The sequence below is a fragment of the Kordiimonas sp. UBA4487 genome, assembly GCF_002389025.1.
In the GTDB taxonomy this organism is placed as follows: Bacteria; Pseudomonadota; Alphaproteobacteria; order Sphingomonadales; family Kordiimonadaceae; genus Kordiimonas; species Kordiimonas lacus.
Genome location: NZ_DGNR01000004.1, coordinates 89,101 through 105,676 on the forward strand (window position 1 = coordinate 89,101; position 16,576 = coordinate 105,676).

Here is a 16,576-nt window from a genome sequence, read left to right on the forward strand (position 1 = left end):
CCTCAATTAGTGTCCGGGCAGCATTTCAGGGCCCCGGTTGCCTAAGCGGCCTTTTGGCCTTGTCTTCCAAACCTCAGTGACGCGCAAAATCCCCTTCTGTGCGCATCATGCAGTCTTGGCTTTCACCACATCGTCGAGCTGGCCGCTCGCGAAAGCCAGAAGAATCAGAGCGGAAAGTTTAGCCCTTTCCGCGAAACTGTCCACGCAAACAAATTCGTCCGCGCTGTGGATGTTCGCGCCGCGCACACCCAGTGTATCCACATTCGGCAGGCCCGCAGCCGCCAGGTTGTTGCCCTCACAGCAGCCGCCGGTGGGCACATAATCAATCTTGATACCCAAATCCACGCCGCAGGCCTTGATGGCATCCATCAGCTTCAGGTTGGCGTCAGAGAGCGCCTTGGGCGGGCGGTTGATGCCGCCGTGCAACGACACGTCATAGCCGTCCTCAGCAGCGTAGCGTGCGACAATCGTGTTCACTTCGGCCTCGAACCACTTGGCGTCCTCGGGTTCCTTCAGCCGCACATTGAAGCGGCACCAGGCCATGTCCGGCACCACATTTGGCGCCACTCCGCCACTGATCACGGCCGGGTTTACCGTCAGTTCCGGGCGACCGTCCGTGAGTGCGGAAAGGTCCGCGATGATCTTCGACAGATGCACCACGGCGTTGCGCCCCACGTGAAATTCACGGCCCGCGTGCGCTGCCTTGCCGCGCACCACCATGGTAAAGTTGCCACTGCCCTTCCGGGCGCCCGCCAGCGTGCCGTCCGCCAATGCGGGCTCATACGTCAGGCCGATATCTGCCGCCTTGGCGCGTTCGGCGAGGATTGGGGCCGACGCGAGCGAGCCGGTCTCTTCGTCCGGCGACAGCAGGATTTCCCAGCCCACGCTTTCAGCCAGCGGCGTTTCCTCGAACGCCTTCAGAGCGTTCAAAATCACGATAATGCCGCCCTTCATGTCCGCCACACCGGGACCGTTGAGCGTGTTATCATCCAGCCAGACAGGTTCCTGGAACGGGTGATCCTTGGCGAACACCGTATCCGTGTGGCCAGTCATCAGCACCTTGCGGTTGGCCTGCGGGCGCTTGAAGAGGCGGATGGAGCGGCCGTTTTTCACGGTGACCACCTCGCCCTTAGCGTTTACCGCTTCGCCGTCCTTGAGGTCGATCAGCTCCACCTCCGCACCCAAGGGTGCGAAAGCTTCCAGGATCAGCGCTTCCATGGCGTCCAGCCCTTCAGGATTGCCGCTGCCACTGTTGACGCGCGACCATTTGATAACGGTGTCGACCATGTCTTGCTGGCGCACGTCGATGCGGTCCAGGGCGGCCCTGGCTTCATCATAAGACGGCAGATTCTTCAGCAGGCTGGTCATACAGGCTCCGTTTTGGTGCGATTTTGAGGCTTTGGTATCCTTCATGGGTACGGTCAAAGCCCGGTGATCGTCAAGGGACCGAGAGGGGCAAATCCCCACTATCCTAGATTATACGGTCCCAGCTTGCCTAAACCGCAGAAATGGCGGTTCGGCTCATCGCATCCCGCGCTCAATTCATCGCATCATGCCAAAGTTCCATTACTTTTTGCGTAAAGTAAAAGTACAAAAAAACATGAGAGATATGAGGTTCACTTATGTTTCACTTGTCCTTAAAGAACCGCAAAGGGCGTGGGACAAGAAAAAAAGCGAGGATGTGTTATGAAAGCTCTGATAGTTGATGGAGAGGAACTGCTCCGTCTTTCCCTTAAAGAAGTGATTTTGGTATCCAGCAATTTCCAGGAAATTGTTGAAGCCGCCAGCGAACATGAATTTCTGGCGAAAACCGCCAATCACGATGATATTGCCCTGATTATTGCCCACCCCGGTTCGCTGGGCGGTGAAGGCCGCGACTGCATGAAGCTGGTGCGCCGCCTGTATCCTGATGCCGCAGTCGTCACCATTCTGGACCGTGACGGCCAGCGCAACAGTGACTGTGCCGGTGCTGTGGCGGTAGAACGCGGCGCCAGCGTGGCCGAGATGGTCACCGCCATCCGCCGGGCACTCAAACTGCCGCTGGACGGCTTTGGCGCGGTTGCGAGCCGCCCTGCAGCCCCGAATGTGCGCGCAGCCCTTGAAGGCGGCATGGACCGCCCACAGGCAAGCCATACAGGCCGCCCAACGGTTGCGGATTCGGTGGACTTGGGCCGCCTGTCCTACCGCCAGAAACAAATCCTCGCCATGGCCGCCGACGGCCTGCCGAACAAGGAAATCGCCGCACGGCTTGATATCGCCGAAGGCACCGTGAAAGCGCATATGCATGCCATCTTCAAGGTTCTGGGTGTTTCCAACAGGACGCAGGCGGTGATCCGCTATGGTGCTGTGGGCCGCGCGCCTGCACAGGCGACCGGAGCCTCCCAAAACTCCCCCAGCTGGGCCTATGCGGCCGCAAGCTGATAAAGAACCCTAAGCTGCCAAGCTTGGAGGCCCGAGCAAATTTGCCCGGGCCTTTTCTTGTCACAGCAGAACCCATTGGGTGTAGGCTGCACTATTCAAGAAACGTCCGAAGAACGTTCTAACAAGAACTCGTCCAACAAATCGAACGCCAAATCGGTTTGAGAGGAAACTTCTGCTTCCGGCTTAACACCGTCCACTCCACGAAACAGCCGATGGACAAAAAGTGGCCAAACAAACGGGTTCGACACACCGTATTTTTCACCCAACCATTCTTCAAAACCCAAAAGGGGTTGGTCTGCATCCGCCAACGCGGCTCCCATCAAAAAGTTACAGAGCCCGTCAAAAGTTGGCGGTCCGGCTGTAGAATTTGTGGAATAAATATACGTTTCAGGCCGTAACCTTATGGCCCGCACAAGTTCCGAAAATAAATACGCCATTGTGGTCGACCTATTCTTTTTAGCGGATCAAATAAGTCAAAGCTTACCCGCGAGATGCTTGATGACGGCGGAGAAATCCTTGCCGCCATGGCCAGCTTCATCCATCGCCTTGTAGATTTCGCGGGAAAGCGCACCGAGCGGCGTGCTGGCGCCCGTATCGCCTGCGGCGTCCATGGCAATGCCGAGGTCCTTCAGCATCAGCGCCGTGGCAAAGCCGGGGTTATAGTCATTGTTCGACGGGGCCGTCGGCACCGGGCCCGGCGCGGGGCAATAGCTGGTGAGTGACCAGCACTGGCCGGAAGCGTTCGAGGCCACATCGAAGAAAGTCTGGTCATCCAGCCCCAGCGCACGGCCAAGATTGAAGGCTTCGGATACGCCGATCATGGAGATCGCCAACAGCATGTTGTTGCAGGCCTTGGCCGCCTGGCCGTTACCGGCCTGGCCGCAATGCACGATCTTGCCCGCCATGGGCTCCAGAACCGGTTTGGCGCGCTCAAACGCTTCAGCAGACCCGCCCACCATGAAGGCCAGCGTGCCGGCAGCCGCACCGCCCACACCGCCGGAGACTGGCGCATCGACCATTTCAAACCCGGCGTGATGGGCGCGGTCTGCCACCTTGCGGGCGGTTGCCACATCGATTGTGCTGCTGTCGATAAACAGCGCGCCGTCCTTGGCCGCCTTGGTTACGTCGGCGTACACGGCTTCAACAATCTTGGCGTTTGGCAGCATGGTGATCACCACGTCAGCGCCCTCGACCGCGTCATGGACGCTGTCGAACGCCTGCCCACCGGCTTCCTGAAGGCCCGCCTTGGCATCAGCCGACAGGTCAAAGCCGCGAACGGTCATGCCGCCGGAAACCAGGTTTTTCGCCATCGGCAGGCCCATGTTCCCCAGGCCAATGAATGCAACAGTTGTCATGATAGTCCCCTCTTACTCGGCAATTTTCAGCTCAAGCTCACCAAGGCTTGAGAAATGACGGTCAATCTCTTCGTCCGACACGCGGTCGAGCGTGTTCGGGTTCCACTGCGGGTTATTGTCCTTATCGAGAAGGATGGCCCGGACGCCTTCGGCAAAGTCATTGCCTTCCATCACCCGGTTCACCATGCGGTATTCCATGCGCATATTGTCGCGGAATGTCTCCAGCACCTCACCGCGGCGGAGCTGCGCGAAGGTCAGCTTCAGGCTGGTGGGTGACTTGGTCATCAGAATCTTGAACTGCTTCTGCGCCCAGTCGCTTTCGTTCAGCTCCAGCTCGTGCAAAATCTCGTCAACCCGAACGCCAGCGAAAGCGCCGTCGATATCGTCGAACACTTCGGCCATCGGGGCGGGGTCCGGGTCCTTGTGGAACCTGTCCAGCACCACACGCACACAGTCCTCGCACTTGATTTCTTCTTTCGACAGCGCGTGCACGATGGCCTCCACGTCATCGCTCATGACCACATGGCTGGCGATGCCGAGGGCATAGAGGTCAGGCGCCTTGATCCGCGCGCCGGTGAGCGCCAGATACATTCCCGTCTCGCCCGGCAGGCGCGGCAGGAACCAACCGCCGCCCACGTCAGGGAACAGGCCAAGGCCGGTTTCCGGCATGGCAAACAAGGTCTTTTCCGTCGCGACCCAGAAATCACCGGGGATCGAGACCCCCACGCCGCCGCCCATGGTGATGCCGTCCACCAGCGCCACGTAGGGCTTGGGGAATTCATCGATGGCGATGTTCATGAGGTACTCGTCGTGGAAGAAATCGCGCCACTCGGTGGTGCCGTCCTTGTAGGACTGGGTCACCTTCACCACGTCGCCGCCGGCGCAGAAAGCCTTGTCGCCCGCGCCCACAACGACCACCGCCTGCACAGACGGCATGATGGCCCATTCTTTCAGCTGGCGGGTGATTTCAACCGCCATATCGTGCGTCAGGCTATTGAGCGCCTTGGGGCGATTGAGCGTGATCAGGCCAATGTTGCCGCGATGCTCGAACAATACTTCAGCGTCAGTCATGATCTAGTCCTTCAACAGCGAGCGGGAGATGACCACCCGCATGATCTCATTGGTGCCCTCGAGAATCTGGTGCACGCGCAGGTCCCGGAGGATGCGTTCGATCGGGTAATCCTGCAGATAACCGTAGCCGCCGTGCAGTTGCAGCGAGGCATTGACCACATCAAAGCCCGTGTCGGTCGCGAGGCGCTTGGCCATGGCCGCCGCAGACGCCGCGTCCGGTGTTTTGTTGGTTACCTTCTGGGCGGCGGCGTACAGCAGAAGGCGAGCGGCCTCAAGCTCTGTCGCCATATCCGCCAGCTTGAACTGGGTGGCCTGGAAGTCGGCGATGGACTTGCCGAACTGCTTGCGGTCCTTGGTGTAGGTGATGGCTTCATCCAGCGCGCGCTGGGCGCCGCCGATGGAGCAGGCGCCGATGTTCAGGCGGCCGCCATCAAGGCCCTGCATGGCAATCTTAAAGCCCTGGCCTTCCGCGCCCACAAGGTTCGCGGCCGGGATACGGCAGTCATCGAACATCACGGCAGCGGTGGGTTGGCTGTGCCAGCCGAGTTTCTTTTCCTGCGCACCGAACGACAGGCCCGGTGTGTCTTTTTCAACGATAAAGCAGCTGATGCCCTTGGCGCCATCGTCCGATGTGCGCGCCATCACCACATAGACATCGCTGGTGCCGCCGCCCGAAATGAACGCCTTGGAGCCGTTGAGCACATAGTCGTCACCATCCCTGACAGCCTTGGTTTTAAGGCTTGCGGCATCAGACCCTGCGCCCGGTTCGGTGAGGCAGTAGCTTGCCATCTTCTCGAGTGTCGACAGCTCGCCCACAAAGCGCGCGCGCTGCTCGTCGTTGCCGAAGCAGTCGATCATCCAGGTCGCCATATTGTGGATGGAGATCATCGCGGCGGTCGACGGACAGCCCATGGAGAGCTGTTCGAAAATCAGCACACTTTCCACCCGGCTGAGGCCACAGCCCCCGCCCTCTTCGGATACATAAATACTGCCGAAGCCAAGCTCGCCAGCGGCTTTCGCGACATCAGCGGGCCACACCTTGTCTTCGTCCCACTTGTGGGCTTCAGGCGTGATCATGTCGGCGGTGAAATTACGGGCCATATCCTGGATCGCGCGTTGATCTTCATTCAATGAAAAGTCCAAGGGTCGTCCCTTCAATATTTGCCGCCTAAACGGCGGTCTTTTGTCGACTTAAAACCCGGCGGAGACCATCGCCCCCTACCCTTTTCCTACTTTTCACGCTCGCTTGAAGCGATATCATACAAATGAAAAGCGAAAAGTAACGAAATCAAGAAAACCGCGCCGCATATCACCAAGATCAGGAAAAATCTCTCATGAAACCATGATGGGCCCGTAGTCAGACGAATACCTGCTGGTACGCACAAACTAACCACAATGAAATACAGCCAGATTTTTCTCGTCCTTAACAACATTCTAAATCAGCGCGACCTTCAGTTTCTATCCAGCCTCTACAAAATGCGAAGCTTATATGATCGGGCGGCGCCTGGGCGCCACCCGAAAAGCTTGTGGATATTTAGTCCAGCTTGTTGCCTTCTGCGTCCCAAACCTCAACATCGCCAAGGTCCAGTTCGCGGATGCCGTCCTCAATCTGCGCGCGGTCACCAACAATCAGCCACACCAGCTTGCCCGGGTGGATGTTTTCCTGTGCCGCCGCCTGGATGGCATTGATATCCAGCGCTTCATACTTCGCCTTCAGGCTTGGTACATAGTCGCTGTCACGGCCAAAGCGGTTGTTCGAGAGCAGGCTACCGAGCACCGCACCAGCGGTTTCATACTGGCCCGGCAGGCTGTTGGTGTTTTGCGCCACAAAGCGCGCCAGCTCTTCCGATGTTGCCGGACGGTCACCAAGGTAGGCTGCGAACTCTTTGTTGAGCTCCGCCAGTGATTCCTTGGTTTTGTCCGTTTGCACCGGTGCATACACCAGCCACATGCGCTGACCACGGGCATCTGTAGTGAAGGTATAGGCACCATACGCCCAGCCCTTGTCTTCACGCAGGTTCATGTTCACCCGCGCGGTGAAGGCACCGCCCAAAATGTCATTCGCCATTTCCTGGGTCAGGTAGGCGTCATCGCCCGTCGATGGGAACAGATGGCCCGCCAGCACCAGAGACTGTGGCGACCCTGGCTTGTCGACAATGATCACGCGGCTTTCTTCCGGCAGCTCAACCTCTGCGATGTTCTTCGCTGGCACTGGCGACGCGGGCGCGGCCCAGTCACCGAACGCTTTTTCAAGCGCTGTCGTGGCTTCATCAAGCGTGATGTCACCCACCATGAAGATGGTTGCATTGTCCGGACGGATCCAATCCTGGTGGAATTTAACCAGATCATCGCGCGTCAGGCTTTCGATCGACTCTTCCGTGCCGGAACCGGTAAGCGGCGCGCTATAGCTGTGGCCATCGCCATACAGAAGCGGCGGCAGCGTGCGAAGCGCAAGCTGAACAGGCTGAGCCTTTTCCTGTGCGATGCCCTGAATCCAGCGCGTGCGCAGACGGTCCATTTCATCCTGCGCGAAGGCCGGATTGCGGATTACGTCAGACGCCAGCGCAAGCGAGGCATCCAGGTTTGGCTTGAGCGCAGACATATTCACTGTGCTCATATCCAGGTTGGACCCGGTGGAAATGGTCGCGCCAAGGCGCTCCGCTTCCGCCGAAATATCCAGCGAGGACCGGCTTTCGGTGCCTTCGTCCAGCATGCCAAGGGCGAAGCTGGCAGTCCCGAGCGGACGGCCTTCGTCTGCGGCATAACCGGCATCAAACTGCATCGCCATGGTAACCACAGGCACGGTTGGGCGGTTGGCCACAACAACACGCATGCCGTTCTTCAGCGTGGCTTCCTCGATCGCCGGGAAGGTCAGGTCTGGCATGGCACCCACTTCAGGCAGGCCGGTAGAACGGTCAACCTGTGCTTCAGCCGTTTTATATTTCGGGTACGGACGCACCGTCAGCTGATAATAGCCCTGCCCCAACCATTTGTTGGCCGCTTCCTGAACGTCGGCATTGGTTGCCTTGTTCAAATGGTCCAACATCTGGGCATAGAAGGAAGGATCACCAGCATACAGTTCAGACCGCGCCAGCGCCGTTGCCTTGCCGCCGAAGCCGCCGATCTGCTCCAGCCCGCGAATACGGCCAGCCAGAATGCTGGTTTTCACGCGCTTCATTTCTTCAACTGTCGGGCCTTCTTCAAGGAACTTGTCCATTTCAGCATCGATCAGTGCCTGCACCTCGGCTTCATCCACGCCCGGCTTCAGGGTCACCTGAATTTCAAACATGGACGCCAGCTCGAACGGCTGGGCGCTTACTTCAACGCTGACAGCAAGCTGGTTCTGGTACACCAGCGCCTGATAGAGGCGAGAGTTCTTGCCGCCGCCCAGAATGTCAGACGCAAGGGAAAGCTCGGCGAAGTCCATATCCGTGCGTGGAGCCACAGCCCAGTTGCGGTAAATGCGTACCTGCGGGGCCTTCTGGTCCACCATTTCTTCAATGGTGTTGTTGGTCCGTGTTGGCACCCAGGCCTTGTGCGCCTTCAGTGGCGGGCCAGCCTCGATATGACCGAAATACTGGTTCATCTTTTCTTTTGCGGTTTCAACATCAATGTCACCCGCAAGAACGATGACTGTATTAGCGGCGCCGTAATACTGTTTGAACCAGCCCTTCACATCATCCATGGACGCGTTCGAGAGATCCTCAAGCGACCCGATGGTGGAATGGCGGTAAGGGTGGCCAACCGGGAACAAGCCCTCAAGCTGGCGATATTCAACAAGGCCGTATGGCGCGTTGTCGCCCTGGCGTTTTTCGTTCTGCACAACGCCGATCTGGTTCTCCAGCTTTTCTTCCGTCACAGCACCCAACAGGTGGCCCATGCGGTCTGATTCCATCCACAGCGCCATATCAAGCGCAGGTGTCGGAACATTCTGGAAATAATTGGTACGGTCAAACCATGTGGTGCCGTTCATGGCAGTGGCGCCAACGGCCTGGAATGGCTTGAAATATTCGTCATCATAGTTTTCAGAACCGTTGAACATCAGGTGCTCAAACAGGTGGGCAAAACCGGTCTTGCCTTCAGGCTCGTCCTTTGAGCCCACATGATACCACACGCTGACAGCCACAATCGGCGCCTTGCGGTCTTCATGCACGATAACGCGCAAGCCGTTATCGAGTTCAAATTTTTCAAATGGAATGTCGACCTTCAGGTCCACACTTGTGTCGACTTCTTTTGCCATGGGCTCGGAATTCGTGTTTCCTCCCCCTGGCTGACAGGCTGCAAGAGCCGTAAGCGCCACAGCGCCCAATAACAGTGATTTTATTTTCATGAGAATCATCTCCCCGCGTTCTCGTGATTGGTGGGGCTTGGCCCCGCTCCCTCGTTGCTTCGAAGGTATTGATTTACTTAGAACTTTTAACGTCCACCCCCAAAACAGACGGGCCCGGAAAACGCTCTGCTTCCGGGCCCCTGTAATTTAGCTGTTCAGCGTGGGAATTACAAATTCCGCGCCAGACCGAATGCCCGTTGGCCAACGAGAGGTCACTGTCTTGGTTTTGGTATAGAAGCGCACCCCTTCCATGCCGTGCTGGTTGATGTCGCCGAAGGCGGAGTTTTTCCAGCCACCGAAGGTGTGGAATGCCAGCGGCACAGGGATCGGCACGTTCACGCCAACCATGCCCACTTCAACGCGGTTCACATACTCGCGCGCCGTATCGCCGTCACGGGTGTAGATGCTTGTCCCGTTACCATATTCGTGGATGGACGGCAGGTTTGCGGCCTCGTCGAAGCTTTCCGTGCGCATGATCTGCAGTGTTGGGCCGAAGATCTCTTCCTTGTAGGTGCGCATCTCAGGCTTGACGTTGTCGAACAAGGAACCACCAAGATAATAGCCGTTCTCGAAGCCCTGCATCTTGTATTCGAAGTTCCGGCCGTCGACCACAGCAGTCGCGCCTTCCTGCTCTGCCAGGTCCAGGTAACCCCGCACTTTCGCCAGATGGTCCGCTGTCACCAGCGGGCCCATTTCAGCTTCCATATCCATGGAGTGGCCGATCTTCAGCGCTTCAACGCGTGGCTTCAGCATTTCAACGAGCTTGTCAGCCGTTGGCTTGCCAACAGGAACCGCAACGGAAATCGCCATGCAGCGCTCGCCCGCAGAACCATAAGCTGCGCCGATCAGCGCATCAGCCACTTGGTCCAGATCAGCATCAGGCATGATCAGCATGTGGTTTTTCGCACCACCCATGGCCTGGCAGCGTTTGCCGTGCGCCGTGGCGGTTGCGTATACATACTGTGCGATCGGCGTGGAACCAACGAATGACACGGCCTTCACGCGTGGGTCGGTGCACACCGTGTCCACGGCTTCCTTGTCGCCGTTCACCACGTTGAACACACCGTCCGGCAGGCCGGCTTCGGCCCAACATTTCGCAAGCATCAGCGGCACAGTCGGGTCTTTTTCAGATGGCTTCAGCACATAGGTGTTGCCACACGCGATGGCCACACAGCTCATCCACAGTGGGATCATGGCCGGGAAGTTGAACGGCGTGATTCCCGCAACAACGCCCAAAGGCTTGCGCATGGAGTACATGTCAATGCCGGTCGAGACGTTGTCGGAGAACTCGCCCTTGATCAGGTGCGGGATACCTTGCGCGAACTCGGCAACCTCAAGACCACGCTGCACATCGCCCTGCGCGTCAGAAAAAACCTTGCCGTGCTCAGACGAAAGCGCTTCAGCCAGCGCATCTTTTTCGCGGTACAGGATGTGCACCAGGTTCTGCAGCACGCGGGCACGCTTCACAACAGACGTGGCAGCCCACGCCGGGAAGGCGGCGTCCGCCGCGGCGATGGCATCCTCAACCTGGGATTTGGCAGCCAGCGAAACCTTGCCCGCCTGCTCACCCGTCGAAGGATTGAAAATTGGACCAAACCGGCCGGACGTGCCTTCTACGTCCTTGCCGCCAATAAAATGATGACGCTCATACATGCGTAAGTCTCCAAAAATGATACACGCGGCCGCCGTCCGGGAAATCGGACATTCATAGGTCGTGGGCCGCGACTCCGCCCCAAAATCGCTCGCACCCTACAATATGCAATATTGCACGTCACTGAGAAGTTTTGCATTATAGTTTGTGCAAATATGCACAAGACATAAAGGTGCTTCAAAATGTTCGACTGGAACGACATGCGTTACTTCCTGGAGCTGGCGCGCCGCGGCAAGCTGGCCGCTGCCGCGCTCAGGCTGGGCGTGGACCACACGACGGTCTCAAGGCGCATTGCCGCGCTTGAGAAAGAGCTGGGCGTCGAGCTGTTCGACCGGGAGAACCGCGCCTACAAACTGAATTCAGATGGCCGCCGCCTGATGGCTTATGCAGAAAAGATGGAGGCCAGTTCACTTGCGCTGATGGATGAGGTCGCCCCCGTGGCCAGTGGGCCGCAGGGCACCGTGCGGCTGTCGACCCCCGAAGCCTTCGGCAGCCAGTTTCTGGTGCGCCACTGCATGGGTTTCCGCCAACGTAATCCCGGCATCACGCTCGAGTTGGTGGCCGAAACCCGGTCCCTGAACTTATCCCGCCGTGAGGCCGACGCCGCCATCACGCTTGCGCGCCCCAGCCACGGCCGGATTGTCAGCGAAAAGGCGGGGGTTTACCGCCTGCGCCTCTATGCAGCGCCCAGTTATTTGCAGCAGCATCCGCCCATCGTCAGCCTGCCGGACCTGAAGCACCACCATTTCATCTGGTATGTGGACGACCTGCTGCCCCTGCCTGAACTGCAGATGCTGGATAAGGCCATCAGTGACCCGCATGTGATTTTCCGTACCACAAGCGTGACCGGGCAGGCAAACGCCGCCGAAGCAGGCCTCGGCATCGCGCTGCTGCCCTGCTATCTGGCCGACCGCATCAAGGGCCTGACGCCGGTGCTGCCAAGCGAGATTTCGGTGTTGAGGGACCTCTGGCTGGTGGTGCATGATGACCTCCGGCCCGAGGCGCACATGGACCGGGTCTGCACGTTTTTGACCACGCTGATTGCATCAGAAAGACGCACCCTATTGGGGGCGCGCTAGTCGATGGATGTAATGATACCGATGCCAATCACTGCATAGAGCATATAGATTGAGACAGCCACTAAAGTGAGCACACGCTCTCTGGCAGGGAAACGTTCGAGGTGGGTTCTTAAAATTTCATAGAGCCCTTTTAGAAGATACCCGACATAGGAAAGCGCCAGAACACCGCTAAAGGTAACACCATAAAGAAACTCGAACTCATCCATCCCATTTTGCGAGAGTTCGTCAAGAAACAGTATGAAAACACCAAGCCCGATGGCAGGCACAATCCAGATCATGAATATCTTTATCATGTTGTAGGTAACAACAAGATATTTGCCTCGACGCGACGCACTGGTGATTTTTGCTTTGGTGTTGATCGTACCGGATATCCACAAAGATGAAATCAGCCATGAGGTCAGCCCAAGCGGCACCCCCCAAATAGTGCTGAACACCAGTGTCTCATCCAGTATCGCCAGGGTTTCACGAGATTCGTCTGGCCAGGTTTGCTGAGCGAACTGAATGCCAAGTATCAGGAACATCATCACCACAGCAAATATGGATGCCAGCTTCAGCACGCGTTCCGGCTGAAGGAACCAAGGCACATTATACATGGCCTGGCGGCGAAACTCTGACACAATAGGAATGTTGCGCAGGTTTAACCGCTCTGCGTAACCCTCAAACTCTGTTCCCGCCAACAGGTCAAAGATCAGGGTGCGTATCTTCCGCGCCCAGAGGGAATTCGGGATAAGCAACGGAAACAGGGAGGCTTTATCGGATGCCCGCGCGACCTGGCGGTCAGCAGGAAACGCTGCCAGCAGCTTAGACTGGTTACCCAGTCGCGGCCTGAAATATCTATCGTGCATGGTCTCCAGCACCCTGAAGTTACTGTCTTCCGGGATTCTGTTGAACACAATGTGCGTGCGCTGCGGCGGCTTTCCTTCAACATATTCCAACTGCCGGACAAAATTGAAAGTGCCATGGAGCGAGGCCTTGTCTGTATCCGTTACCAGAATGGAAAAGTTTGCGAGCCCGTTGGCTGCAAAGGACGTATTGTCAGGCCCGCCATGGCAATCAAGCACAATCACTTCAATGCCGAATTCCTTGGCCAACGTACCAAACATGTTGCTGAGGCTTTCCTCCAACGTTGCAATGGAGTTTGACACAAAAGCCATCGTTTGCGTTTCAGTGAGATCGGGATATCGCAGGAAGTAGATATTCTCTGCTTCGGTGGCATCCTCCTGTGCCTGAACCAGTTGCCACTGTTCGGGCACCCCTTCTTCGGCCATGAATGCAGGGCCATCAATCCAACGGACATGTCGCCCTTTCGGCAACAAACCGGTCATGCCCCGATTGAAAAAATCAAGGTCAACAATCAATGTTTTGAAGCTTCTCGCGAAATCACACGCCAGCCCCAACGATATCCGGGTTTTCCCAACGCCCCCCTTGCCGCTGGCCACAGAAACAATCAGCGGTGCTTTCTGCGCGTTGTCCTTTTGCTGGCCCGGGCTATTGGCTTCTTCGCTCATGCAGCGCCCCCCTCTTGGCCTTCCCCCGCCTGGTCTGGATCCACGTGGCCTGCGTCGGCTTGACCCCCGCCAGGCGCCTGCGCCTGCTGAGCAGCATTTGCGCGCCGTAGGCGTTGGCGCTGGTCTTCTTCAGCCGCTGCCACGAAATTATTGACGCTATGCTCATCGGTTTTACTGCGCATCACTGCAATTGTGCCGCTAGCGCGCATATGCATCATCACAATCATCAGAACAAAGGCCAGAATGGAAACGAAGAGCATCACGACATGGTTGCCTTCGATATTGTCACCCAACGACACCGATATTGCGGTGATGCTGACAAACGCTATCAACGCGACGGCTCCGGCAAGAAACAGATATGGATCTCGGATAATTTCCGCCATCAATGTGGCGATATGCTTCCAGAAGCCATCTTGGTTGGGATCGGGCCCCCCAGCGGGCACGGCAATCCCTGCCCCTTCTGCCTGAAACAAGGGTTGATTATTTGGTGGATTTGAATCGTTGCCTGCCATCAAGCCCCCACAGCGCAAACAGACCGTAGCAGACGCTACCGGTCCACATCGCGCGACCCCAGCACAACCCCCGGAGATCACTTATAAACCAGGAATAGTAGCCTGTCCAGCCAGCCCCCAGAACCAGGCGCATCGCGAAAACCCCTGACGGTTATTCTGCGGCTTTGGTAACCATCCGGTCTTTCGGGAACTTCAGGCAGATATTGGTGCCAACGCCCTTCTGGCTTTCGATGAAAATATCACCGCCATGCAATTGGATGAAGGTACGCACAAGCGACAAGCCAAGGCCCGTGCCTTCGTGGGACCGCGTCAACACGCTTTCAATCTGACCGAAAGGCTCCAGCGCTGTGGAGATTTCTTCCTGGCTCATACCTTCGCCGGTATCATTCACGATAATGGCGTAGCTGTTGTCAGGCAAAACAATGCAGCCGGCAGTAATGGTGCCGCCTGCGGGTGTGAACTTGATAGCGTTCGACAAAAGGTTCAGCATCATCTGCTTGACGATCCGTCGGTCCGCCCAGATGTGAAGTTCTCGGGCTACTTCGGGAATTAGCTGCAGGCCTTTTTCCCGGGCATTGAACTCGACAATCGGCAGGCATTCATCCACCAGTTCGCCGAGGCAGAATTCTTCCTCGTCCAGTTCAAGCTTGCCTGCCTCCACCTTGGCCAGGTCAAGGATATCGCTGATGATATCAAGGAGAAGCTTGCCGCTGCGGTTAATCAAGTGGCTGTATTCCTGGTAGCGCTCTTCCCCCAGTCGTCCAAAAATCTGGAGGTTCATCACTTCGGAAAATCCGATGATGGCATTCAGCGGCGTTCTGAGCTCGTGGCTCATCTTGGCCAGGAATTCGGTCTTGGCGCGATTGGCGCGCTCTGCATCTTCAACGGCACGCTGCAATTCCTGTGTGCGCTGCAGCAGATCGGCTTCCGCCTTCTTGCGGCGCCGCACCTCTTCTTCCCACAGCAGGGAAATCTTGAACCAGCGCGACAGGCCAAGCGCCATCAGGAAGATTCCCGGCACATAGCCAAAGGCCGCAACCATCAGGTTCCAGGTATCCTTGCCGGCCATGGCATCCATGAGCGGCTTGAGAGTGGTTTCCTCAAGGTAATCGACAAGCGCTGCAATACTGAGGATGGAAGAACCAAGCAGGATCATCTTCAGGCCACGGTCAAGGCCCTTGAGCCGCCTGACTTTGGCAAGCAACATCAGGGGCACCATGGTGATGCCCAGGAAAATCAGAAGATCAGCGTGCACTATTCCCACTCATGCCCCCCAACGGCAAGGAATAGCCCTCTCGGGCACTGTTTCGCCCCACAGTCCAGGCTGCCATCGGCAACCTGCCTATTCCGGGACACCATCTCGAAAAGCCAATAAGGCCTTCTATCTGTTAATAGATCGCCGGGGTGCGTTCGGCAACTATTACCTTCAAGCCCCTTTCCTGCCAGGCCACAATATTCCATCCCAATGTTACCAAAGGGCGACAGCACTTGCGGGCATGCTTTCAATTGATTAGGCGGGCCCAAGGCGATAAAGATAGCGGGCAATCCGGCAAAAGGCAGTTGGGGGAAACACATGCGGCGCGCCTTTAAAATACACATGTGGCCTGTCTGGGTGCTTGCGCTTGCAACCCAAGGCAAGTCGTTCAAGGCGAACCCAGTGATTGGATCGCGGATTCTGAATACACTTGGCCTTCATATGCTGCGGGTGTTGCTGGCGCGCGTGGCTGCCCACCTGCGCTGGCTGATGCTGGCTCACAAGATGCCGCGCGACCTGCGCCGCGCGTTCCAGCGCGACGGCTTCTGCGTAGTGCCGGATTTCCTGGACGCGGACACGCTTGACGCACTCCGGGCTGAAATCAAGGGCTACAGCGGCGAAGTACGGCAAATGACCCAGGGCAACACTGCCACCCAGCGCATTTTGCTGGATGATGACGCACTCAATGGCCGCCCTGTCCTTGCCGCTGTTTCCGGGAACAAGCGCTTTCTGGACCTGCTGGCGTATGGCGGCGCCACGGCGATCCGCCCGATCCTCTATGTTCAGCGCATCAGGAACGGCTTCCGTAGCGGCAAGGCCGACCCACAGAAGACCATGCATTCAGATACCTTCCACCCCACCATGAAGGCCTGGCTGTTCCTGGAGGATGTAAAGACCGAAGACGGGCCTTTCACCTATGTGCGCGGGTCAAACCGGCTGACGTGGAAACGATTCAAATGGGAATACCAGCGGTCCCGCGTGGCTGCACACATCGCGGACGGTTATTCCGAAAAAGGCTCTTTTCGGGCAGGTCCCGAAGACCTGGAAGCCATGGGCTTGCCCGCACCTGAAGGGCTGACCGCCAAGGCAGGCACGCTGGTGATCGCCAACACCAACGGATTCCACGGTCGTGGCCAGGCCAAGGATGGCGCCAGCCGGATTGAACTATGGGCCTACAGCCGCCACAGCCCGTTCTCTATCCTACCCGGCCTGGGGCTGAAGGCGCGCTTGCGGATCGAGCACGCCATCCTGCACCGCTTCTGGCACCACAAAGACAAGGTCGCCGAAGCCAAAAACAGCCGTGCCAGCTGGCACTTGATTGACGCTCAGGACATGCTGGACTAAGACCCGCCACAGTTGAACATACAAGTTTCAAAAAAAGGCCTGAATTCTGT

Annotated in this window: 13 protein-coding genes; 3 read left to right on the forward strand and 10 right to left on the reverse strand. The window is 57.5% G+C overall.

Annotated features, from left to right (window positions below):
• Positions 1-105 precede the first annotated feature (105 nt).
• Positions 106-1,368, reverse strand: a complete 1,263-nt coding sequence (locus B3Z17_RS04155) for a hydrolase (protein ID WP_286828668.1) — start codon at positions 1,366-1,368, stop codon at positions 106-108.
• Positions 1,369-1,686: 318 nt separating this feature from the next.
• On the opposite strand from B3Z17_RS04155, the gene B3Z17_RS04160 reads away from it, so the two are divergent.
• Entirely contained in the window at positions 1,687-2,421 is a 735-nt protein-coding gene (locus B3Z17_RS04160; protein ID WP_286828669.1) for a response regulator transcription factor, read from the forward strand.
• Positions 2,422-2,516: 95 nt separating this feature from the next.
• On the opposite strand, the gene B3Z17_RS04165 is transcribed toward B3Z17_RS04160, so the two are convergent.
• The 6 genes from B3Z17_RS04165 to B3Z17_RS04190 form a co-directional block, all read right to left on the reverse strand.
• On the reverse strand, positions 2,517-2,729 hold the full coding sequence (locus tag B3Z17_RS04165; protein WP_286828670.1) for a hypothetical protein: 213 nt from the start codon (positions 2,727-2,729) through the stop codon (positions 2,517-2,519).
• A gap of 165 nt (positions 2,730-2,894) precedes the next feature.
• A complete protein-coding gene (gene mmsB, locus B3Z17_RS04170; RefSeq protein ID WP_068303506.1) occupies positions 2,895-3,776 on the reverse strand; it encodes a 3-hydroxyisobutyrate dehydrogenase in 882 nt (293 codons plus the stop codon).
• A 12-nt stretch (positions 3,777-3,788) separates the two neighbouring features.
• Entirely contained in the window at positions 3,789-4,847 is a 1,059-nt protein-coding gene (locus B3Z17_RS04175; RefSeq protein WP_286828671.1) for an enoyl-CoA hydratase/isomerase family protein, read from the reverse strand.
• Between the two features lie 3 nt (positions 4,848-4,850).
• On the reverse strand, positions 4,851-5,990 hold the full coding sequence (locus B3Z17_RS04180; RefSeq protein ID WP_286828672.1) for an acyl-CoA dehydrogenase family protein: 1,140 nt from the start codon (positions 5,988-5,990) through the stop codon (positions 4,851-4,853).
• A gap of 391 nt (positions 5,991-6,381) precedes the next feature.
• On the reverse strand, positions 6,382-9,186 hold the full coding sequence (locus B3Z17_RS04185; protein WP_414672762.1) for a M16 family metallopeptidase: 2,805 nt from the start codon (positions 9,184-9,186) through the stop codon (positions 6,382-6,384).
• A gap of 138 nt (positions 9,187-9,324) precedes the next feature.
• On the reverse strand, positions 9,325-10,830 hold the full coding sequence (locus B3Z17_RS04190) for a CoA-acylating methylmalonate-semialdehyde dehydrogenase (RefSeq protein ID WP_068303518.1): 1,506 nt from the start codon (positions 10,828-10,830) through the stop codon (positions 9,325-9,327).
• Between the two features lie 180 nt (positions 10,831-11,010).
• On the opposite strand from B3Z17_RS04190, the gene B3Z17_RS04195 reads away from it, so the two are divergent.
• Positions 11,011-11,907: a LysR family transcriptional regulator gene (locus B3Z17_RS04195; RefSeq protein WP_286828674.1), complete on the forward strand. Its 897-nt coding sequence runs from the start codon at positions 11,011-11,013 to the stop codon at positions 11,905-11,907.
• On the opposite strand, the gene B3Z17_RS04200 is transcribed toward B3Z17_RS04195, so the two are convergent.
• The 3 genes from B3Z17_RS04200 to B3Z17_RS04210 form a co-directional block, all read right to left on the reverse strand.
• Complete coding sequence (locus B3Z17_RS04200; RefSeq protein ID WP_286828675.1) at positions 11,904-13,415, reverse strand: ParA family protein; 1,512 nt, start codon at positions 13,413-13,415, stop codon at positions 11,904-11,906. The genes B3Z17_RS04195 and B3Z17_RS04200 overlap by 4 nt on opposite strands.
• Positions 13,412-13,930 (reverse strand): hypothetical protein, encoded by a 519-nt coding sequence (locus tag B3Z17_RS04205; protein ID WP_286828676.1) that lies wholly within the window; start codon positions 13,928-13,930, stop codon positions 13,412-13,414. Before B3Z17_RS04205 ends, B3Z17_RS04200 begins: the two co-directional genes overlap by 4 nt.
• A 148-nt stretch (positions 13,931-14,078) precedes the next feature.
• The gene (locus B3Z17_RS04210) at positions 14,079-15,191 is read right to left on the reverse strand and encodes a sensor histidine kinase (RefSeq protein WP_139167691.1); all 1,113 of its coding nucleotides are present in this window, start codon (positions 15,189-15,191) and stop codon (positions 14,079-14,081) included.
• Positions 15,192-15,500: 309 nt separating this feature from the next.
• Here B3Z17_RS04210 and B3Z17_RS04215 point away from each other — a divergent pair, with 309 nt between their 5' ends.
• Complete coding sequence (locus B3Z17_RS04215; protein ID WP_286828677.1) at positions 15,501-16,526, forward strand: phytanoyl-CoA dioxygenase family protein; 1,026 nt, start codon at positions 15,501-15,503, stop codon at positions 16,524-16,526.
• Positions 16,527-16,576: the final 50 nt, after the last annotated feature.

Bases quoted from the DNA above. Each gene is read 5' to 3' on its own strand.
- B3Z17_RS04155 (WP_286828668.1), bottom strand. From the start codon at position 1,368: ATGACCAGCCTGCTGAAGAATCTGCCGTCTTATGATGAAGCCAGGGCC.
- B3Z17_RS04160 (WP_286828669.1), top strand. From the start codon at position 1,687: ATGAAAGCTCTGATAGTTGATGGAGAGGAACTGCTCCGTCTTTCCCTT.
- mmsB (WP_068303506.1), bottom strand. From the start codon at position 3,776: ATGACAACTGTTGCATTCATTGGCCTGGGGAACATGGGCCTGCCGATG.
- B3Z17_RS04175 (WP_286828671.1), bottom strand. From the start codon at position 4,847: ATGACTGACGCTGAAGTATTGTTCGAGCATCGCGGCAACATTGGCCTG.
- B3Z17_RS04185 (WP_414672762.1), bottom strand. From the start codon at position 9,186: ATGATTCTCATGAAAATAAAATCACTGTTATTGGGCGCTGTGGCGCTT.
- B3Z17_RS04190 (WP_068303518.1), bottom strand. From the start codon at position 10,830: ATGTATGAGCGTCATCATTTTATTGGCGGCAAGGACGTAGAAGGCACG.
- B3Z17_RS04195 (WP_286828674.1), top strand. From the start codon at position 11,011: ATGTTCGACTGGAACGACATGCGTTACTTCCTGGAGCTGGCGCGCCGC.
- B3Z17_RS04200 (WP_286828675.1), bottom strand. From the start codon at position 13,415: ATGAGCGAAGAAGCCAATAGCCCGGGCCAGCAAAAGGACAACGCGCAG.
- B3Z17_RS04215 (WP_286828677.1), top strand. From the start codon at position 15,501: ATGCGGCGCGCCTTTAAAATACACATGTGGCCTGTCTGGGTGCTTGCG.